The 14,628-nt window shown below is 63.1% G+C and carries 10 protein-coding genes; 7 read left to right on the forward strand and 3 right to left on the reverse strand.

The annotated features are described in order from the left end of the window. Positions 1–189: 189 nt before the first annotated feature. The 3 genes from AWB79_RS30630 to AWB79_RS30640 all read left to right on the forward strand — a co-directional run bounded on the left by AWB79_RS30630 (position 190) and on the right by AWB79_RS30640 (position 5,408). A complete protein-coding gene (locus AWB79_RS30630; protein WP_061171189.1) occupies positions 190–2,586 on the forward strand; it encodes a patatin-like phospholipase family protein in 2,397 nt (798 codons plus the stop codon). A 73-nt stretch (positions 2,587–2,659) separates the two neighbouring features. Then, positions 2,660–3,424: a bestrophin-like domain gene (locus AWB79_RS30635; protein ID WP_061171190.1), complete on the forward strand. Its 765-nt coding sequence runs from the start codon at positions 2,660–2,662 to the stop codon at positions 3,422–3,424. Positions 3,425–3,440: 16 nt separating this feature from the next. Beyond that, positions 3,441–5,408 (forward strand): alkyl/aryl-sulfatase, encoded by a 1,968-nt coding sequence (locus AWB79_RS30640; protein WP_061171191.1) that lies wholly within the window; start codon positions 3,441–3,443, stop codon positions 5,406–5,408. 54 nt (positions 5,409–5,462) lie between these two features. Here the strand turns inward: AWB79_RS30640 and AWB79_RS30645 are convergent, their stop codons facing one another. Next, positions 5,463–6,800: an NAD(P)/FAD-dependent oxidoreductase gene (locus AWB79_RS30645; protein ID WP_061171192.1), complete on the reverse strand. Its 1,338-nt coding sequence runs from the start codon at positions 6,798–6,800 to the stop codon at positions 5,463–5,465. 21 nt (positions 6,801–6,821) lie between these two features. Beyond that, entirely contained in the window at positions 6,822–7,253 is a 432-nt protein-coding gene (locus AWB79_RS30650; protein WP_061171193.1) for an HAD family hydrolase, read from the reverse strand. Positions 7,254–7,394: 141 nt separating this feature from the next. Between AWB79_RS30650 and AWB79_RS30655 the strand changes: the two genes are divergently transcribed. Continuing rightward, a complete protein-coding gene (locus AWB79_RS30655) occupies positions 7,395–8,357 on the forward strand; it encodes a LysR family transcriptional regulator (RefSeq protein ID WP_061171194.1) in 963 nt (320 codons plus the stop codon). Positions 8,358–8,561: 204 nt separating this feature from the next. Next, positions 8,562–10,595 (forward strand): ATP-binding protein, encoded by a 2,034-nt coding sequence (locus AWB79_RS30660; RefSeq protein ID WP_096031633.1) that lies wholly within the window; start codon positions 8,562–8,564, stop codon positions 10,593–10,595. Between the two features lie 175 nt (positions 10,596–10,770). On the opposite strand, the gene AWB79_RS30665 is transcribed toward AWB79_RS30660, so the two are convergent. After that, positions 10,771–11,814: a LacI family DNA-binding transcriptional regulator gene (locus AWB79_RS30665; protein ID WP_061171196.1), complete on the reverse strand. Its 1,044-nt coding sequence runs from the start codon at positions 11,812–11,814 to the stop codon at positions 10,771–10,773. A gap of 181 nt (positions 11,815–11,995) precedes the next feature. Between AWB79_RS30665 and AWB79_RS30670 the strand changes: the two genes are divergently transcribed. Together AWB79_RS30670 and AWB79_RS30675 are read left to right on the forward strand one after the other, a co-directional pair. Next, positions 11,996–13,429: an MFS transporter gene (locus AWB79_RS30670; RefSeq protein WP_082862516.1), complete on the forward strand. Its 1,434-nt coding sequence runs from the start codon at positions 11,996–11,998 to the stop codon at positions 13,427–13,429. A gap of 15 nt (positions 13,430–13,444) precedes the next feature. Next, the gene (locus tag AWB79_RS30675) at positions 13,445–14,518 is read left to right on the forward strand and encodes an SMP-30/gluconolactonase/LRE family protein (RefSeq protein ID WP_061171197.1); all 1,074 of its coding nucleotides are present in this window, start codon (positions 13,445–13,447) and stop codon (positions 14,516–14,518) included. Positions 14,519–14,628: the final 110 nt, after the last annotated feature.

Genomic DNA, 14,628 nt, shown 5'->3' on the forward strand with positions numbered 1-14,628 from the left:
CGGGCGACTCCGAAAAAATTAGAACAACTTTATTTCAAAGTTACTAGAGTAAACCAAGCCCTGGAGCCAGCTTCTCCTCGGCGACGATAGCGAATCGATCGAGCAAGTAGTCCCGTTCACGCTCCGGAATTCTTCAGACAATAAAGCGGCATCGTTGTTTGACGCAGTTCGTTGACAGGAATCGAAACGATGGCGAAAGCTCCGATCAAGGCCGATATTGCGAGCGTCTCTCCAGCCGAGCTTTCCAAAGCCATCAGAAAGGGCGCTCCCGATGACTCGTCGAAAGAGATCTTCGCGGAAGAGCTCAAGTATCTGATCAAGTGGCGCACATGCAGCAAACGCTCCACCAGCGACATCGGTAACAACCTTACCGGCCTTGCGATTTCGGGCGGCGGCATACGTTCCGCGACGTTCGCGCTCGGCGTCGTACAGGCGCTCGCCAGCCGCGACAAGATGAAGTACTTCGATTACCTGTCCACCGTATCCGGCGGCGGTTATCTCGGCAGTTCGCTCGTCTGGCTGACGTCCCAGTACGGCAACAAGAAATTCTCGATGGATCAGTCGAATTTTCCGTACGGCACGGCGTCTCCCGCCGAGACCGATCCGGCGAAGCGGCGCGGTTCCGTCGATCAGGAACAACAACTGACGTATCTGCGTCAGCATGGCAAATATCTCGCGCCCGGCGAAGGCATCGATCTCGTGTCGGGCGTCGGCGTGCTGTTGCGCGGCATCGCATTGAATGCGCTCGTGTGGTTTCCACTCGCAGCATTGCTGTGCTGGATTCTGATGACGGTGCGAAGCGGCCCGAACTGGCCGTCGTGGATGGCCGAATGGCTCGGCTGGATACCCACTCTGCTGTCCTTCATGTTTCCCAAGGGCTTCAGGCCCAATGGCTACACCGCCATTGCGAGCGTCGGCGCTTGCGCGGTCCTGGTCTTTCTGATCTACGCGCTCGTCTATTCGTTCATGACCTGCGTCACCGGGCCAAACACCAAATGGCGCTATAAAACGCGGCGCGAGTTCGAGTCTGTCATTCGCTATCCGCTCTGGGTATTCGCGGCCTGCGTTCCGCTCGCGCTGCTGCCGCTGATTTTCGAGTTCTTCAATCAATCGACTGCGTCGGGCGTCATCTCCACGTTCGTCGGCGTGCTAACCGCGGTCTGGACGCACTTGACCGCACGCAATTCGCGAAAGACTCAGGGACCGCTTTTGGGCGTCGTCGCCACGATCGGCGCATTTCTCGTGCTGTACGGCATCGCTTTGATGTCGTATGCATGGGCGACGGCCGTATTCCTCGAACACAACGCCTGCTATGTCCAGAATCATGTACTGGTCGATCCTTGCAGCGCCTATAACAACTGGTCGATCGCGTTAGCCGTTTTCGTGCTGATCTCGCTCATATCCGGCTATTTCGTGAACATCAATCTGATCAGTCTGCATCGTTTCTATCGGGACAGACTGATGGAAGCGTATATGCCCGATCCGCTCGACGCGCAATCTGCGTTGCGCTCGGGGCCCGCGCTCGCCGCCGACAAGGCGAGGCTCTCCGAGTTCTGCATGGAAGCGAATCCGGCGCATTGCCCTTATCCGCTCATCAACGCGAATGTGATTCTGACGGGCTCGCCGGAAAGAACCTGGCGGCTGCGCGGCGGGGACAGCTTTCTGCTCTCGCCGCGCGTATGCGGCAGCAATGCGACGGGCTGGGCGAATACGACCTCTTTTCTCGGCAACGACATGTCGCTCGCCACCGCGATGGCCATTTCCGGCGCGGCCGCCAATCCCGACGCCGGGGGCGATCTGCTGCGCAATCGCTTCGTTGCATTGCTGATGGCATTGGCCAACGTGCGTCTCGGTTACTGGGTCGGCAATCCTCGCGGCACGCTGAGAGGCAGCGCGAGACAACGTAATCATTTTTCCGTGGGATGGCGCGAGATTTCATCGCATTTCAAGGAAGACGCGAAGCTTGTCGAGCTATCCGACGGCGGGCACTTCGATAACCTCGGTCTCTATGAACTGATTCGCAGACGCACGCGCTTCATTGTGCTTTGCGACGGCACCGCGGACCCGGACTTTTCATTCAAGGATTTCATCTCGACGCTCTCGCGCATCAAGGCGGATTTCGGCGCGAGCATCGACTTCGGCACCGATCTCGAGGCGGGACTTGCGACGTTCATTCCGAGAAGAGCCAGCGGTTATCCGCAATCGGCGCTGTTCGCCGAGAACGGGTTCGCCGTCGGGACGATTCATTACGCGAAGGAACCGGATCAGGACCCGAAGGAAGTTGAGGGTCAGTTGATCTACGTGACCTCGACGCTCATCGAGAAGGTCGGACTCGACGTGCGCGGCTACAAGGCCGCTTTCAGCGACTTTCCGGATCAGACGACCATTGACCAGTTCTTCGACGAAGCGCAGTTCGAGGCGTATCGCACGCTCGGTTATGCGATTGCGGAGAGCATGCTGAGCGACGAGCGTTGCGGGAGGCTCATCGAGCAGGCGCTTGGACCGTCGGGGAACGAATCGAATCCTCTCGCTCCGCGCAAGAATCATGAAAATGAAAGGCCGCTTGTAAGTCGCGGCGAGAAGTGATATCGGTTTGCAAACGTCATGTTTGTCTCTCGCTCGATGTCGCTATTCACCGCCGCTTCGTGGAGGCCGTCGCATGGCAGGATTCATCGCTCATCCGGCGGCGCTCTTTCCCGCGCTGCTCGCATGCTTCATCGCCGCGGTCGCGTTCGGCGCAATCGTGCTGAGACGCTTGCTGAAGCTTCCGGATGAGGAGCGGGAAGATTTCAACGTGGTGCAGACGGCCACGCTGACCTTGCTGGCGCTGCTGATTGGCTTCACGCTTTCCATGGCGGTCGGCCGGTACGACCAGCGCAAGACGCTGGAGGAAGCGGAAGCCAACGCGATAGGCACGGAATACGCGCGTGCGGATCTCGTGGGCGCGCCGCTCGGTGTCCGCATGAAAAGTGCGCTCGTCGATTATGCGAAGCTTCGCTCGGCTTACTACAGCACCGGTGATCGCGACGAGCTTGCGCAACTCAGCCGCAACATCTCGACTTTGCAGACCCAGCTATGGAGCCTCGCGACTCAGGTCGCCAAAGACACGCCGACGCCGATCGGCGCGATCGTCGTCACCGGCATGAACGATGTTCTGAACTCGCAGGACTACGCGGAAGCGGCGCGCATCAATCACATTCCGCTGGGCGCATGGTTTCTGATGATCGTGATCGGGCTGTTCGCCTGCGCGGTTCAGGGTTTCGGCGCGCGAGGCAAACTCGGCAAAGGATGGCTCATCACGGTATTGCCCGTGACGGTCTCGCTGTCGTTTTCACTCATATCGGATATCGACAGTCCGCAAGGCGGATTCATTCGTGTCCAGCCGCAAAACCTGAACCGGCTTCTGCAGTCGTTTCCTTCCTGAACCCAGAGGTGACCCGATGCGCGTTGCGACTCTCGTGGCTGCTTTCTTGTTGCTGGCCTCGCCGTTGGTTTCGTCGAATTCCTTTGCTCAGGCGCCCAAAGGCGCCACCGCCGCGACCATCCAGGCGAACGACAAGCTCCGCAATTACCTCGACTTTTCCGATCAACGCGACTTCGAAGATGCCCGGCGCGGCTTCATCGCCGATCTGCCGAGCCCGGTGATCAAAGGGCAGGCCGGCAATGTCGTGATCGACCTGTCGCAGTACGACTTCCTCAAATCGACCTCCGGAACTCCCGCCACAGTCAATCCGAGCCTCTGGCGGCAGTCGCAGATCCTTGGCATGCACGGCTTGTACAAGGTCGTCGACGGTATCTATCAGGTCCGCAACATCGACCTCGCGAACATCACCTTCATACGCGGAAAGACCGGCTGGGTGGTCGTCGACGTGCTGACGTCGGCGGAGACCGCAAAGGCCGCGTATGACCTGATCAACGAAAAGGTGGAGCGGCTTCCTGTTACCGGCGTCATCTTCACGCACAGTCACGTCGATCACTTCGCGGGCATTCGCGGGATAGTCGATGAGAAAGACGTTCGCTCGGGCAAAATTCCCGTGGTCGCGCCGGACGGATTCATGGAGGAAGCCGTCAGCGAGAACGTGTTCGCCGGCAACGTCATGAGCCGCCGCGCTTCATACATGTACGGCAATCTGCTGCCGAAAGATCCGCGCGGCAATGTCGGCGGCGGCCTTGGCCTGACGACGGCGGCAGGTTCGATCACCTTGTTCGAGCCGAGCAACATCATCAAGACGACCGGCGAGAAGATGACGATCGATGGCGTCGACGTCGTGTTTCAGATGGCGCCGGGAACCGAGGCGCCGGCGGAGATGCTGTTCTATTTCCCTCAGTTCAAGGCTATCGATCTTGCGGAAGACGGCAATCACACGCTGCATAACATTCTGACCTTGCGCGGCGCGAAAGTGCGCAGCGCGCAGAAGTGGGCGAAGTATCTCGATCAGACCATCGATCTATGGGGCGGCGAAGCGCAGGTATCGTTCGGCAGCCACCACTGGCCGCAATGGGGCAACGATCGCGTCGTGGAGCATCTGAAAAAGCAACGCGACCTGTACAAATACATCAACGACCAGACCCTGCGCATGGCGAATCAGGGCCTCACGATGCACGAGATCGCCGAACAGTTCGTGCTGCCCGACTCCCTCGCGAAAGAGTTCTATAACCGCGGTTACTACGGCAACCTGAAGCACAACGTGCGTGCGACCTATCAGCTCTATCTGGGATGGTGGGACGGCAATCCCGCCGACTTCGATCCGCTGCCGCCCACCGAGGAAGCGAAGAAGTATGTCGATATGATCGGCGCGGACAAGATCCTCGCGAATGCGCGCGAAGCCTTCGCCAAGGGCGATTATCGCTGGGCTGCGACGATCACGAACAAGGTCGTGTTCGCGCAGCCGGACAACAAGGCCGCGAGGCAACTCGAAGCGGACGCGCTCGAACAGCTCGGCTATCAGGCAGAATCCGGCCCGGCTCGAAACTTCTATCTGAGCGGCGCGCAGGAATTGCGCGGCGGCGTGAAGAAAATGGCGACGCCGAATACATCGTCGCCGGACATCATTCGCGGCATGACCACCGAGATGTTCCTCGACTTTCTCGCGATTCACCTCAACGGGCCGCGCGCGGGAGACAAGCGTTACGCCTTCAACGTGATCTTCCCGGACATCAAGGAAAACTACACGCTGACGGTCGAGGACGGCGTGATGAACTACGGCAAGGGCAAGTCGCTTCAGAGCGCAGACGCAACGATCACGCTCGACAGAACCACGCTCGACGACATCGCGCTCGGCAAGCTCAAGCTCGGCAATCTCGCCGATAGCGGGCAAGTGAAGATAGAAGGCGATCGTCAGAAGTTCAGCGACATGCTCGCGCTGTTCGACAAGTTCGACTTCTGGTTCACGATCAGCGAGCCTTGATCGATCATGACTTCCGGAGAGTGCATCTCGATCGACGCACTCTCCGGCGCATGATCAGTTGACCTTCACCGTGGGCCGCACGCGCTCGCGCAGCCACTGGCTCGCGGCGTACATCACCGCGCGCTTGATGCCCGTCAGCCCCATGATGTGCCGGCGATAAAGATGCCTGTAGCACGTCGCCGCGAACCATCCGTCGATGAACAGCGGCCGGCGCAGCAACTCGCTCATCAATGCGCCCGCCGCTCCCGCGCGTCCGAACGAGATCAGCGTTCCCTGATCGCGATAGGCGAACATCGGCACGGCGCGGCCATCGAGACGACGCGCGAGCGCATCGGCGAGATACACGGCCTGCTGAAAGGCTGCCTGCGCGCGCGGCGGCACGAGAGCGTCGCCTTTCGCGGCGGGACACGCGGCGCAATCGCCCATTGCGTAGACACCCGAGTCCGCGCCGATCTGCAAGCTGCCGTCGACGATCACCTGTCCCAGCCGGTTCAGCGGCAAGCCTTCGAGCCGTCGCAGCACGGCCGGGCCTTCCACGCCGGCGGCCCAGATGGTGATGTCGCTCGCGAGCGTTTCGCCATCGGCGGTCGAGACGGCGTCGGCATCGACCGACTTCACGCGGCAGCCGAGCCGCACTTCGACACCCAGCCCCGCGAGCACGTCCTGAGCGCGCAGCGAAATGCGCTCGGGCAACGCGGGCAACACGCGCGGCGCGCCTTCGAGCAGGCGGATGCGGATATCGCTGGCCGGATCGAGCGACGCCAGGTGATAGTCGCGCACCATTTCCGCCGTGCCGCGCAATGCGGCGGCCAGCTCGACGCCGGTCGCGCCGCCGCCGATCACCGTCACCGAGACGGGAGTCTTCACGGCGCCCGCATGACCCGAGCGCAGCAGGCTCGACAACAGACGCCGCCTGAACGTTTCCGCCTGTTCCACCGTTTCCAGCGTCAGCGCATGCTGCTCCGCGCCGGGAATCGAAAAGAAGTTCGTGACGCTGCCGAGCGCGAGCACGAGCGTATCGAAGGCCAGCGTTCTGCGCGGCAGGAGCGGACGGCCGTCGCTGTCGGTGGTTTCGTCGATGACGATCTCGCGGCGTTCGCGATCGATGCTCGAAAGCGCGCCCTGCTCGAAGCGGAAGTGATTCCACTTCGCGTGCGATGCATAGTCGATCTGGTGGCTCGACGCGTCGATCTGGCCCGACGCGACTTCATGCAGCAAGGGTTTCCAGAAGTGCGTCGGAAAGCGGTCGATGAGGATCACCTCGGCGCGACGGCGCTTGCCGACGCCGTTGCCGAGACGCGTCGCGAGTTCGAGTCCCGCGGCGCCGCCGCCCACGATCACGATGCGATGGGGCGAATCAACCTGGTGTTGTGCATAGGGGTTCAACATCATGGCTCTCCCGGAAGGACTTCATCAATCAGACGAATAGGCGTGATCGAACTGCGCGGCGCCGCGACGCAAGGCATCGCTCAAGGGCACGCACTGCGTGATGCCCGAGCTGCGCGCCTCTTCGAGCCCGCGTTGATCCGCGCCCAGCGCGACGACGCGATGCGCGGGCGTCGCGAGCGTATGCAGCGCGACCGCATAGCGCGATCCGGATTCGCTCTCTGAAAGAATCGACGAGAAATACGTGATGCCGTCCTCGCCGAGCGTCTCGCTGATGGCGTCGTTCAGGCTCGCCGCATTGAGCTCGCTCACGAGCAGGAGCGGATAGCCGTCATCGCGCACGCTTTCCAGAAAGCGCCTGAGCGCCGTGTCCTGCGCGTGTTTCGCCGCCGGTTTCTCCTGCCCGCCGGTACGGGTCCATACCGTGTCCATGTCCGCCACGATTGCATCGATTGCCATTGCCTGCCTCTCGGAGTCGTTGAATGCGTGTGTGTCGCCGCTGGGCCGGGGCCGCGCTTGACGACATCGTTGGGAAAAAGATAACGACCCGAAAACATTTGCGCTATTTAGTATTTATCACCGACTCATAAGTTTTTGCTAATGTTAAAAACGACCACTTTCCGGCAATTGCGCACGCTGCAGACGGTAGCGCGCGTGGGCAGCATCTCGGGCGCCGCGCTCGAACTGCATCTGACGCAGCCCGCCGTGTCGCTGCAGATTTCGCTGCTGGGCGAAGCGGCGGGCACGCCGCTTCTGCGCCGCGTGGGGCGTGAGGTGCAGCTCACCGCGGCAGGCGAAGTGATGGCGCGTTATGCGAACGAAATCCTGAGCCTCTGGAACGAGGCGGGCGAGGAAGTCGCGGCGCTGCGCGGCGAACTGGGCGGCACGTTGCGCATTGGCGCGATCACGACGGCGGAATATCTCGTGCCGCCGCTGCTCGTGCGCTTCACGAAGGAGCGGCCCGGCGTGAAGCTGCAATTTCGCATCGGCAATCGCGACGACATCGTGCGCATGCTCGCGACCAACGAGATCGATCTCGCGATCATGGGGCGGCAGCCGCGCGAGCTGCGCACCAGCGCCGCCGCGTTCGCGAAGCATCCGATGGCGTTCGTGGCATCGCCCACGCATCCGCTCATGCGCGCGAAGCACATCGGCCTGACCGATCTCGAAGCCGCGAACCTGCTCGTGCGCGAGCGCGGCTCGGGCACGCGCGTGGCGATCGAAGGACTATTCAAGGAGGCGGGACTGAAGCTGCATGCCGCATCGGAGTTGTCGAGCAACGAAGCGATCAAGCAGCTCGTCGAGGCGGAGCTCGGCGTGGCGTTTCTTTCGCTGCACGCGTGCGCGCTCGAAATCAAGGCTGGTCTGCTCGCGACGCTGCCCGTGCCTTCCACGCCGATCGAGCGCGCGTGGCATGTCGTGCACATGTCGGAGCGGCGTCTGCCTCAGGTGGCCACTGCGTTCCGGGAGTTTCTGGTGCAGTCGGGCGCGGCGGTGGCGGGCGTGACTTCGCCGCCCGAAATGCCGAAGGCGCGCGCCGGGCGCAAGGCGCAAAAAGGCTAACGGGCTGGACGAAAGTTGGTCGCTGAAGGGAAATCTTCACTGGCCCGTGCCTTGCTGCTATGCCGGCGCGATCAACGCGTGCACCATAGCGTTTTTTAGATTGGTTCCTCACGCCGTTCCTGGTGCGCTTTCAGAGCGGCATTGGAGCGGGCGATCAGCAAGACTTTCCCGATGAACGACGCCCCCGACTCCGAAAGCCTTCGCATGTCCGCTCTGGCGCGCTATCACGCGCTGTTCAACGCAATCGACGATGGGTTCTGCATCATCGAATTCTTCGACGGGCCGCACGGGCCGCTCAGCGATTATCTTCACGTCGACGCCAACCCCGGATACGAACGGCATAGCGGGATTGCGAACATCGTCGGCAAGACCTTGCGCGACATCGATCCGGGCGATGCGGACCGCTGGATCGAACTCTACGGCACGGTGCTGCGCACCGGCGAGCCGACGCGTTTCGAGCGCTATTTCCGGGGCGCCGGACGGCATATCGAAGTGTCGGCGGCGCGCGTCGAACCGGCGAGCCTGCGGCAAGTGTCCGTGCTGTTCCGCGATATCTCAGCGCGCAAGAGAGCCGAGTCGGCGCTGCGCGCCAGCGAAGCGCTCGCGCGCGAAAACGTCGAGCGGGTGCGGCTCGCGCTTGCGGCCGGCGCGATCATCGGCACGTGGTTCTGGGACTTGCCGAACGACCGCTTCAGCGTCGATGAGGCGTTCGCGCGCGCTTTCGGCCTCGATCCCGCGCGCAGCCGCGATCATCTCAGCCTCTCGCAAGTGACGGAGAACGTCCACCCCGACGACCGGGCGGGACTGAAAGCGGCGATCGAAGCGGTGATCGCGCGTGGCGGGCGCTACGCCCACCAGTACCGCGTGCGACGCGCGGACGGACGCTATTACTGGATCGAGGCGAGCGGGCGCGTCGACCACGCGCCGGACGGCACGCCGCTGAGCTTTCCGGGCGTCGTGCTCGATGTCGAGAAGCGCCGCGCCGTGGAGAAGGAGCGCGACCGCGCGGCCGCCTCGCTGCGCGCGCTCAATGAAACGCTGGAGCAGCGCGTCGCAGAACGGAGCGCCGAACTCATGCGCGCTGAAGAGCAGCTACGGCAATCGCAAAAGATGGAGGCGGTCGGACAGCTCACCGGCGGGCTCGCGCATGACTTCAACAATCTGCTCGCGGGCGTGTCGGGCTCGTTGCAGTTGCTGAGTATCCGCCTGAGCCAGGGACGCATCGCGGACGTCGATAAATACGTCGTCGCCGCACAGGGCGCGGTGCGGCGCGCGGCGGCGCTGACGCATCGGCTGCTGGCGTTTTCGCGTCGTCAGACACTCGATCCGCGTCCCACCGATGTCAACGCGCTCGTGAACGGCATGACCGAGCTGATACAGCGCACGGTGGGGCCGGGCATCCGGGTCGAGTCGGTCGGCGCGACCGGCCTGTGGCCCGCGCTGGTCGACTCGGGGCAACTGGAAAACGCGCTGCTCAACCTGTGCATCAACGCCCGCGATGCGATGCCGGATGGCGGCAGCATCACCATCGAGACGGCCAACAAGTGGATCGACGCCCGCGCCGCGCAAAGCCACGACATGCCCGAAGGCCAGTTCCTGTCGCTCTGCGTCACGGATACCGGCACGGGCATGACGCCCGATATCGTCGCGAAGGCCTTCGATCCTTTCTTCACCACGAAGCCGATCGGTATGGGCACGGGCCTCGGTCTCTCGATGATCTACGGCTTCGCCAAGCAGTCCGGCGGTCAGGTCCGGATCTATTCGGAGGCGGGACAGGGCACGACTGTGTGCATCTACCTGCCGCGCTTTTATGGGGATGTCGATGGCGACCCCGTCGATCAGGACGAGACGGCCATTCCCGGCGCGGAAACGGGCGAGACGGTGCTCGTCGTCGACGATGAGCCGAGCGTGCGCATGCTCATCACCGACGTGCTGGAGGAACTCGGCTACGCGGTGATCGAGGCGACCGACAGCGTGGGCGGGCTGAAACTGTTGCAGTCGAACATGAGGATCGACCTGCTGATCAGCGACGTCGGTTTGCCCGGCGGCATGAACGGCCGGCAGATGGCGGAGGCGGGACGACAGGCGCGGCCCGGGCTGAAGGTGCTGTTCATCACGGGTTATGCGGAGAACTCGGTGATCGGCAATGGACGGCTCGAGCCCGGCATGCAGGTGCTGACCAAGCCGTTCGCGCTGGAAACCCTGGCGGCGAGGGTGCGGCAACTGGTGGAGGGGTGAGCGGGGCTTCAGAAATGCGCGGGCGATCCTGATCTCCGACGCGCTCGGTGAAGCCGCCCGCGAAGAACTCGGCCTGCATGACGGCCTCGCGCTCTCGACGCCGCCGACTCACACGCAACGTGCGCATCTCGCGCATCACCGCAAGCGCACGCACTGGCTTGAATGAACGCACCCCTCAGGCGCTTTCCCGATCGATGATCGAAAAGCCCGTATCGACGCGCAGCGCGGCGGCAGGCGCCGGTTGCCGCCCGTCGAGCCGGGCCAGCAACGCCTCGGCCGCCATCCTGCCGATCCCCGCGCCGTCGATGCGCACCGTCGAAAGCGCCGGATGCACGTGCGCCGCCGTGCTGAGATCGCCGAAGCCCATCACCGCGACTTGCCGCGGAACCGCCATGCCGCGCCTGGCCGCTTCGGCGAGGACGCCTTGCGCGAGCGTGTCGGTGCTGCACACGATCACATCGGGCAGGCCGTGCTCCAGCATGCGCGCGAGGCCGTCGCGGCCCGCTTGCGGCGTAGCGGGCGCGGGCAGGATTTCCAGCGGCACATCGGCAACGCCGCGCCGCTGCAGTTCGGCGATCATGCTGCGGCTGCGTCGCAGGCCACGCGGGTCGCCCGCCGACACCACGCCGAAGCGCCGGTAGTTCTTCTGCAGCAAATGACGCGCGACGGCTTCGCCCACCGCCTCGTGCGAAAAGCCTATCAACATGTCGATGGGATCATCGACCAGATCCCAGATTTCGAGGATCGGCACGCGCGTCTTGGCGAGACGCTCGCGCGTGAGCGCGGTGTGATCGGTGCCGGTCAGCACGATCGCGTCGGGACGCCGGCCGAGCAGCGTCTGCACGATCTGCTCCTCGCGCTCGGGAAGATAGTCGGTCAGGCCCAGCAGGGTTTGATAGCCGGACGCGGCGAGGCTCGACATCATGGCCTGCACCATGTCCGTGAAGATGGATGTCGCGATGGTCGGCAGCAGCAGGGCGACCAGGCGGCTCTTGTTGCTCGCGAGCGCGCCCGCCAGCAGGTTCGGCACGTAGCCGGTCGTGCGGACCGCGTCGAGCACGCGCCGCCGCGTTTCTTCGCGCACGAGTTCGGGACGGTTCATCGCGCGGGAGACGGTCATCGCCGTGACGCCGGCCACGCGTGCGACGTCCTCGAGCGTGACGCTCGCGCCCGTCTGATCTGGAAGCCGACCTGCGTCGGGCTCGTGGCTCGTATCCATGTCCGCTCCGTGGTAGCCGCCATTCTACCGACACGCCTCTCGAAAGCGATCTCCATGCCAATCCTATGAGATAAGACATCGTATAAATTTGTGTCGGGAAAACCCGGATTTTGCCAATGTTGGCGCTAACATATCCTTCGTTTGCGTGAGACATCACACAACATGCGATTCGGAGACGACAATGGAAAAAGGCATGCAGCGAGCACAGGACCCGACGGGTCGTGCGGACGGGAGCGGTAGTCCCGCATCTCTCGCCGGCAAGGCGGCGGCATACGCGGGGCGCAGCAAGGCGCGCTTCCTGATCGTGTTCATGCTGTTCCTGGTCACGACGGTCAACTACGCCGACCGCGCAACGCTCTCCATCACCGGCTCCGCGATCCAGAAGGCGATGCATATCTCGCCGGTCGCGATGGGCTACATCTTCTCGTCGTTCGCGTGGGCTTACGTGATCGCGCAGATTCCGGGCGGCTGGCTGCTCGACCGTTTCGGCTCCAAACGCGTGTATGCGTTCAGCATCTTTTTCTGGTCGATTCTGACGGCGCTGCAGGGCTTCGTCGCGGCGCTGCCGGTGGGCATGGCCATCGTCACGCTCTTCGTGCTGCGCTTTTGCGTCGGCGCGGCCGAGGCGCCGGCGTTTCCCGGCAATTCGCGCCTGACCGCGACCTGGTTCCCGACGGCCGAGCGCGGCACGGCGTCCGCCATCTTCAACTCGTCGCAATATTTCGCCGCCGTGCTGTTCACGCCGATCATGGGCTGGATCACGCACGAGTACGGCTGGCCGCACGTGTACTTCGCGATGGGCGCGCTCGGCGTGGTCATCACCGGCGTCTGGCTCAAGACGATCTACGCGCCGCGTCAGCATCCGCTCGCCAATGAAGCCGAAGTGCGCTTCATCGCCGACAACGGCGCGATGGTCGACCTCGAAGACAAGCAGCTCGCGCAGGAACGCCGCGCGGCGCAGACACATACGAAGAACAAGGGCACGCATGGCCGCGCCGTGTTCGCGCAATTGCTCAAGAGCCGCATGATGCTCGGCGTGTTCATCGCGCAGTACTGTATTACGACGCTCACGTATTTCTTCCTGACGTGGTTCCCGATCTATCTCGTGCAGGAACGCCACATGTCGATTCTGAAGGCGGGCTTCGTCGCCTCGATTCCGGCGATCGCGGGCTTTCTCGGCGGCGTGCTCGGCGGCGTCATCTCCGACCGGCTGATGAAGAGCGGCTTCTCGACGTCCACCGCGCGCAAGGTGCCGATCGTCGTCGGCCTGTTGTTGTCCACCTGCATGATCGTGTGCAACTACGTCGATAACCAGTGGCTCGTGGTCGGCATCATGGCGGCGGCGTTCTTCGGCAAGGGCATCGGCGCGCTCGGCTGGGCGGTCGTGTCCGACACCGCGCCCAAGGAAGCGAGCGGTTTGTGCGCGGCGCTTTTCAACACCTTCGGCAACACGGCGGGCATCACGACGCCGATCGTCATCGGCTATCTCGTGCAGGGCACGGGCTCGTTCGCGTCGGCGCTCGTGTTCGTCAGCGCGAACGCGTTGATCGCGATCGTCTGCTACCTGTTCGTCGTGGGCAAGATCCAGCGCTTCGAACTGAAGCCGGCTGCATAAAAAGGAGAAACGCAAGTGAGCAAGCGACGTACTTTTCTGAAGGCCGCTGCGGCGGGCGGACTGGCATCGGCAGCGGGTGTGTCGGGTTTGGCGGGCGCGCAGGCGCTTGGTGCATCGACCGATGCGAACACGGTGCCGTTCAAGCCGAGCACGCGCTATCCGGATGTATCGGTGGAAATTCTCGATCCGAGCTTCGCGAAATACCGGCTCTATAGCGCGTCGGTCGAGCAGCTCGGCAGCGGCATGCGCTGGGCCGAAGGGCCAGTGTATTTTCCGGCAGGACGTTATCTCGTGCTGAGCGACATCCCCAACAACCGCATGATGCGCTACGACGAAATGACGGGTAACTGGGGCGTGTTCCGCCAGCCCTCGAACCAGTCGAACGGCAACACGCGCGATCTGCAAGGCCGGCTCGTGACCTGCGAGCACCTCACGCGACGCGTGACGCGCACCGAGCACAACGGCAAGATCACCGTGCTCGCGGACAACTATCAGGGCAAGCGTCTGAATTCGCCGAACGATATCGTCTGCAAGTCGGACGGCTCGATCTGGTTCAGCGATCCGCCGTTCGGGATCGCGGGCAACTGGGAAGGCGACAAGGCGACGCCCGAGCTGCCGCAATCGGTGTATCGCATTTCGCCCGACGGCCAGTTGCAGGCGATCATCACCGATCTCGCCGGACCGAACGGGCTCGCGTTTTCGCCGGATGAATCGAAGCTCTACGTGATCGAAAGCCGCGCGACGCCGAGCCGCATCATGTGGAGCTACGAGGTCGGCGCGGACGGCTTCACGCTCACGAACAAGACGAAGCTTTTCGATGCGAACGGCGCCGGCGCGCTCGACGGCTTCAAGGTCGACCGCGACGGCAATCTGTGGTGCGGCTGGGGCTCCGATGGACGCGGCGGCGTGAACTCCGCCGACCTCGACGGCGTGAAGGTATTCAACGCGAAGGGCAAGCCCATCGGCTTCATTCACCTGCCGGAGCGTTGCCCGAATCTGACTTTCGGCGGGCCGAAGAACAACCGGCTCTATATGGCGAGCTCGCACTCGCTCTACGCACTTTATGTCGAGGCCGAAGGGGCTGTCTGACGCTCCCGCCTCAACTCAACTCAAAGGAATTAGCTCATGTCCACGAACCCGAACGCCACTCCCAAAGTCACCGAATTGCGCGTCGTGCCGGTCGCCGGCCGCGACAGCAT

Source organism: Caballeronia hypogeia (assembly GCF_001544875.2).
Classification (GTDB): Bacteria; Pseudomonadota; Gammaproteobacteria; order Burkholderiales; family Burkholderiaceae; genus Caballeronia; species Caballeronia hypogeia.

Excerpts from the sequence above, each read along its gene's own strand:
- AWB79_RS30630 (WP_061171189.1), top strand. The coding sequence starts at position 190 with ATGGCGAAAGCTCCGATCAAGGCCGATATTGCGAGCGTCTCTCCAGCC.
- AWB79_RS30635 (WP_061171190.1), top strand. The coding sequence starts at position 2,660 with ATGGCAGGATTCATCGCTCATCCGGCGGCGCTCTTTCCCGCGCTGCTC.
- AWB79_RS30640 (WP_061171191.1), top strand. The coding sequence starts at position 3,441 with ATGCGCGTTGCGACTCTCGTGGCTGCTTTCTTGTTGCTGGCCTCGCCG.
- AWB79_RS30645 (WP_061171192.1), bottom strand. The coding sequence starts at position 6,800 with ATGATGTTGAACCCCTATGCACAACACCAGGTTGATTCGCCCCATCGC.
- AWB79_RS30650 (WP_061171193.1), bottom strand. The coding sequence starts at position 7,253 with ATGGCAATCGATGCAATCGTGGCGGACATGGACACGGTATGGACCCGT.
- AWB79_RS30655 (WP_061171194.1), top strand. The coding sequence starts at position 7,395 with ATGTTAAAAACGACCACTTTCCGGCAATTGCGCACGCTGCAGACGGTA.
- AWB79_RS30660 (WP_096031633.1), top strand. The coding sequence starts at position 8,562 with ATGTCCGCTCTGGCGCGCTATCACGCGCTGTTCAACGCAATCGACGAT.
- AWB79_RS30665 (WP_061171196.1), bottom strand. The coding sequence starts at position 11,814 with ATGGATACGAGCCACGAGCCCGACGCAGGTCGGCTTCCAGATCAGACG.
- AWB79_RS30670 (WP_082862516.1), top strand. The coding sequence starts at position 11,996 with ATGGAAAAAGGCATGCAGCGAGCACAGGACCCGACGGGTCGTGCGGAC.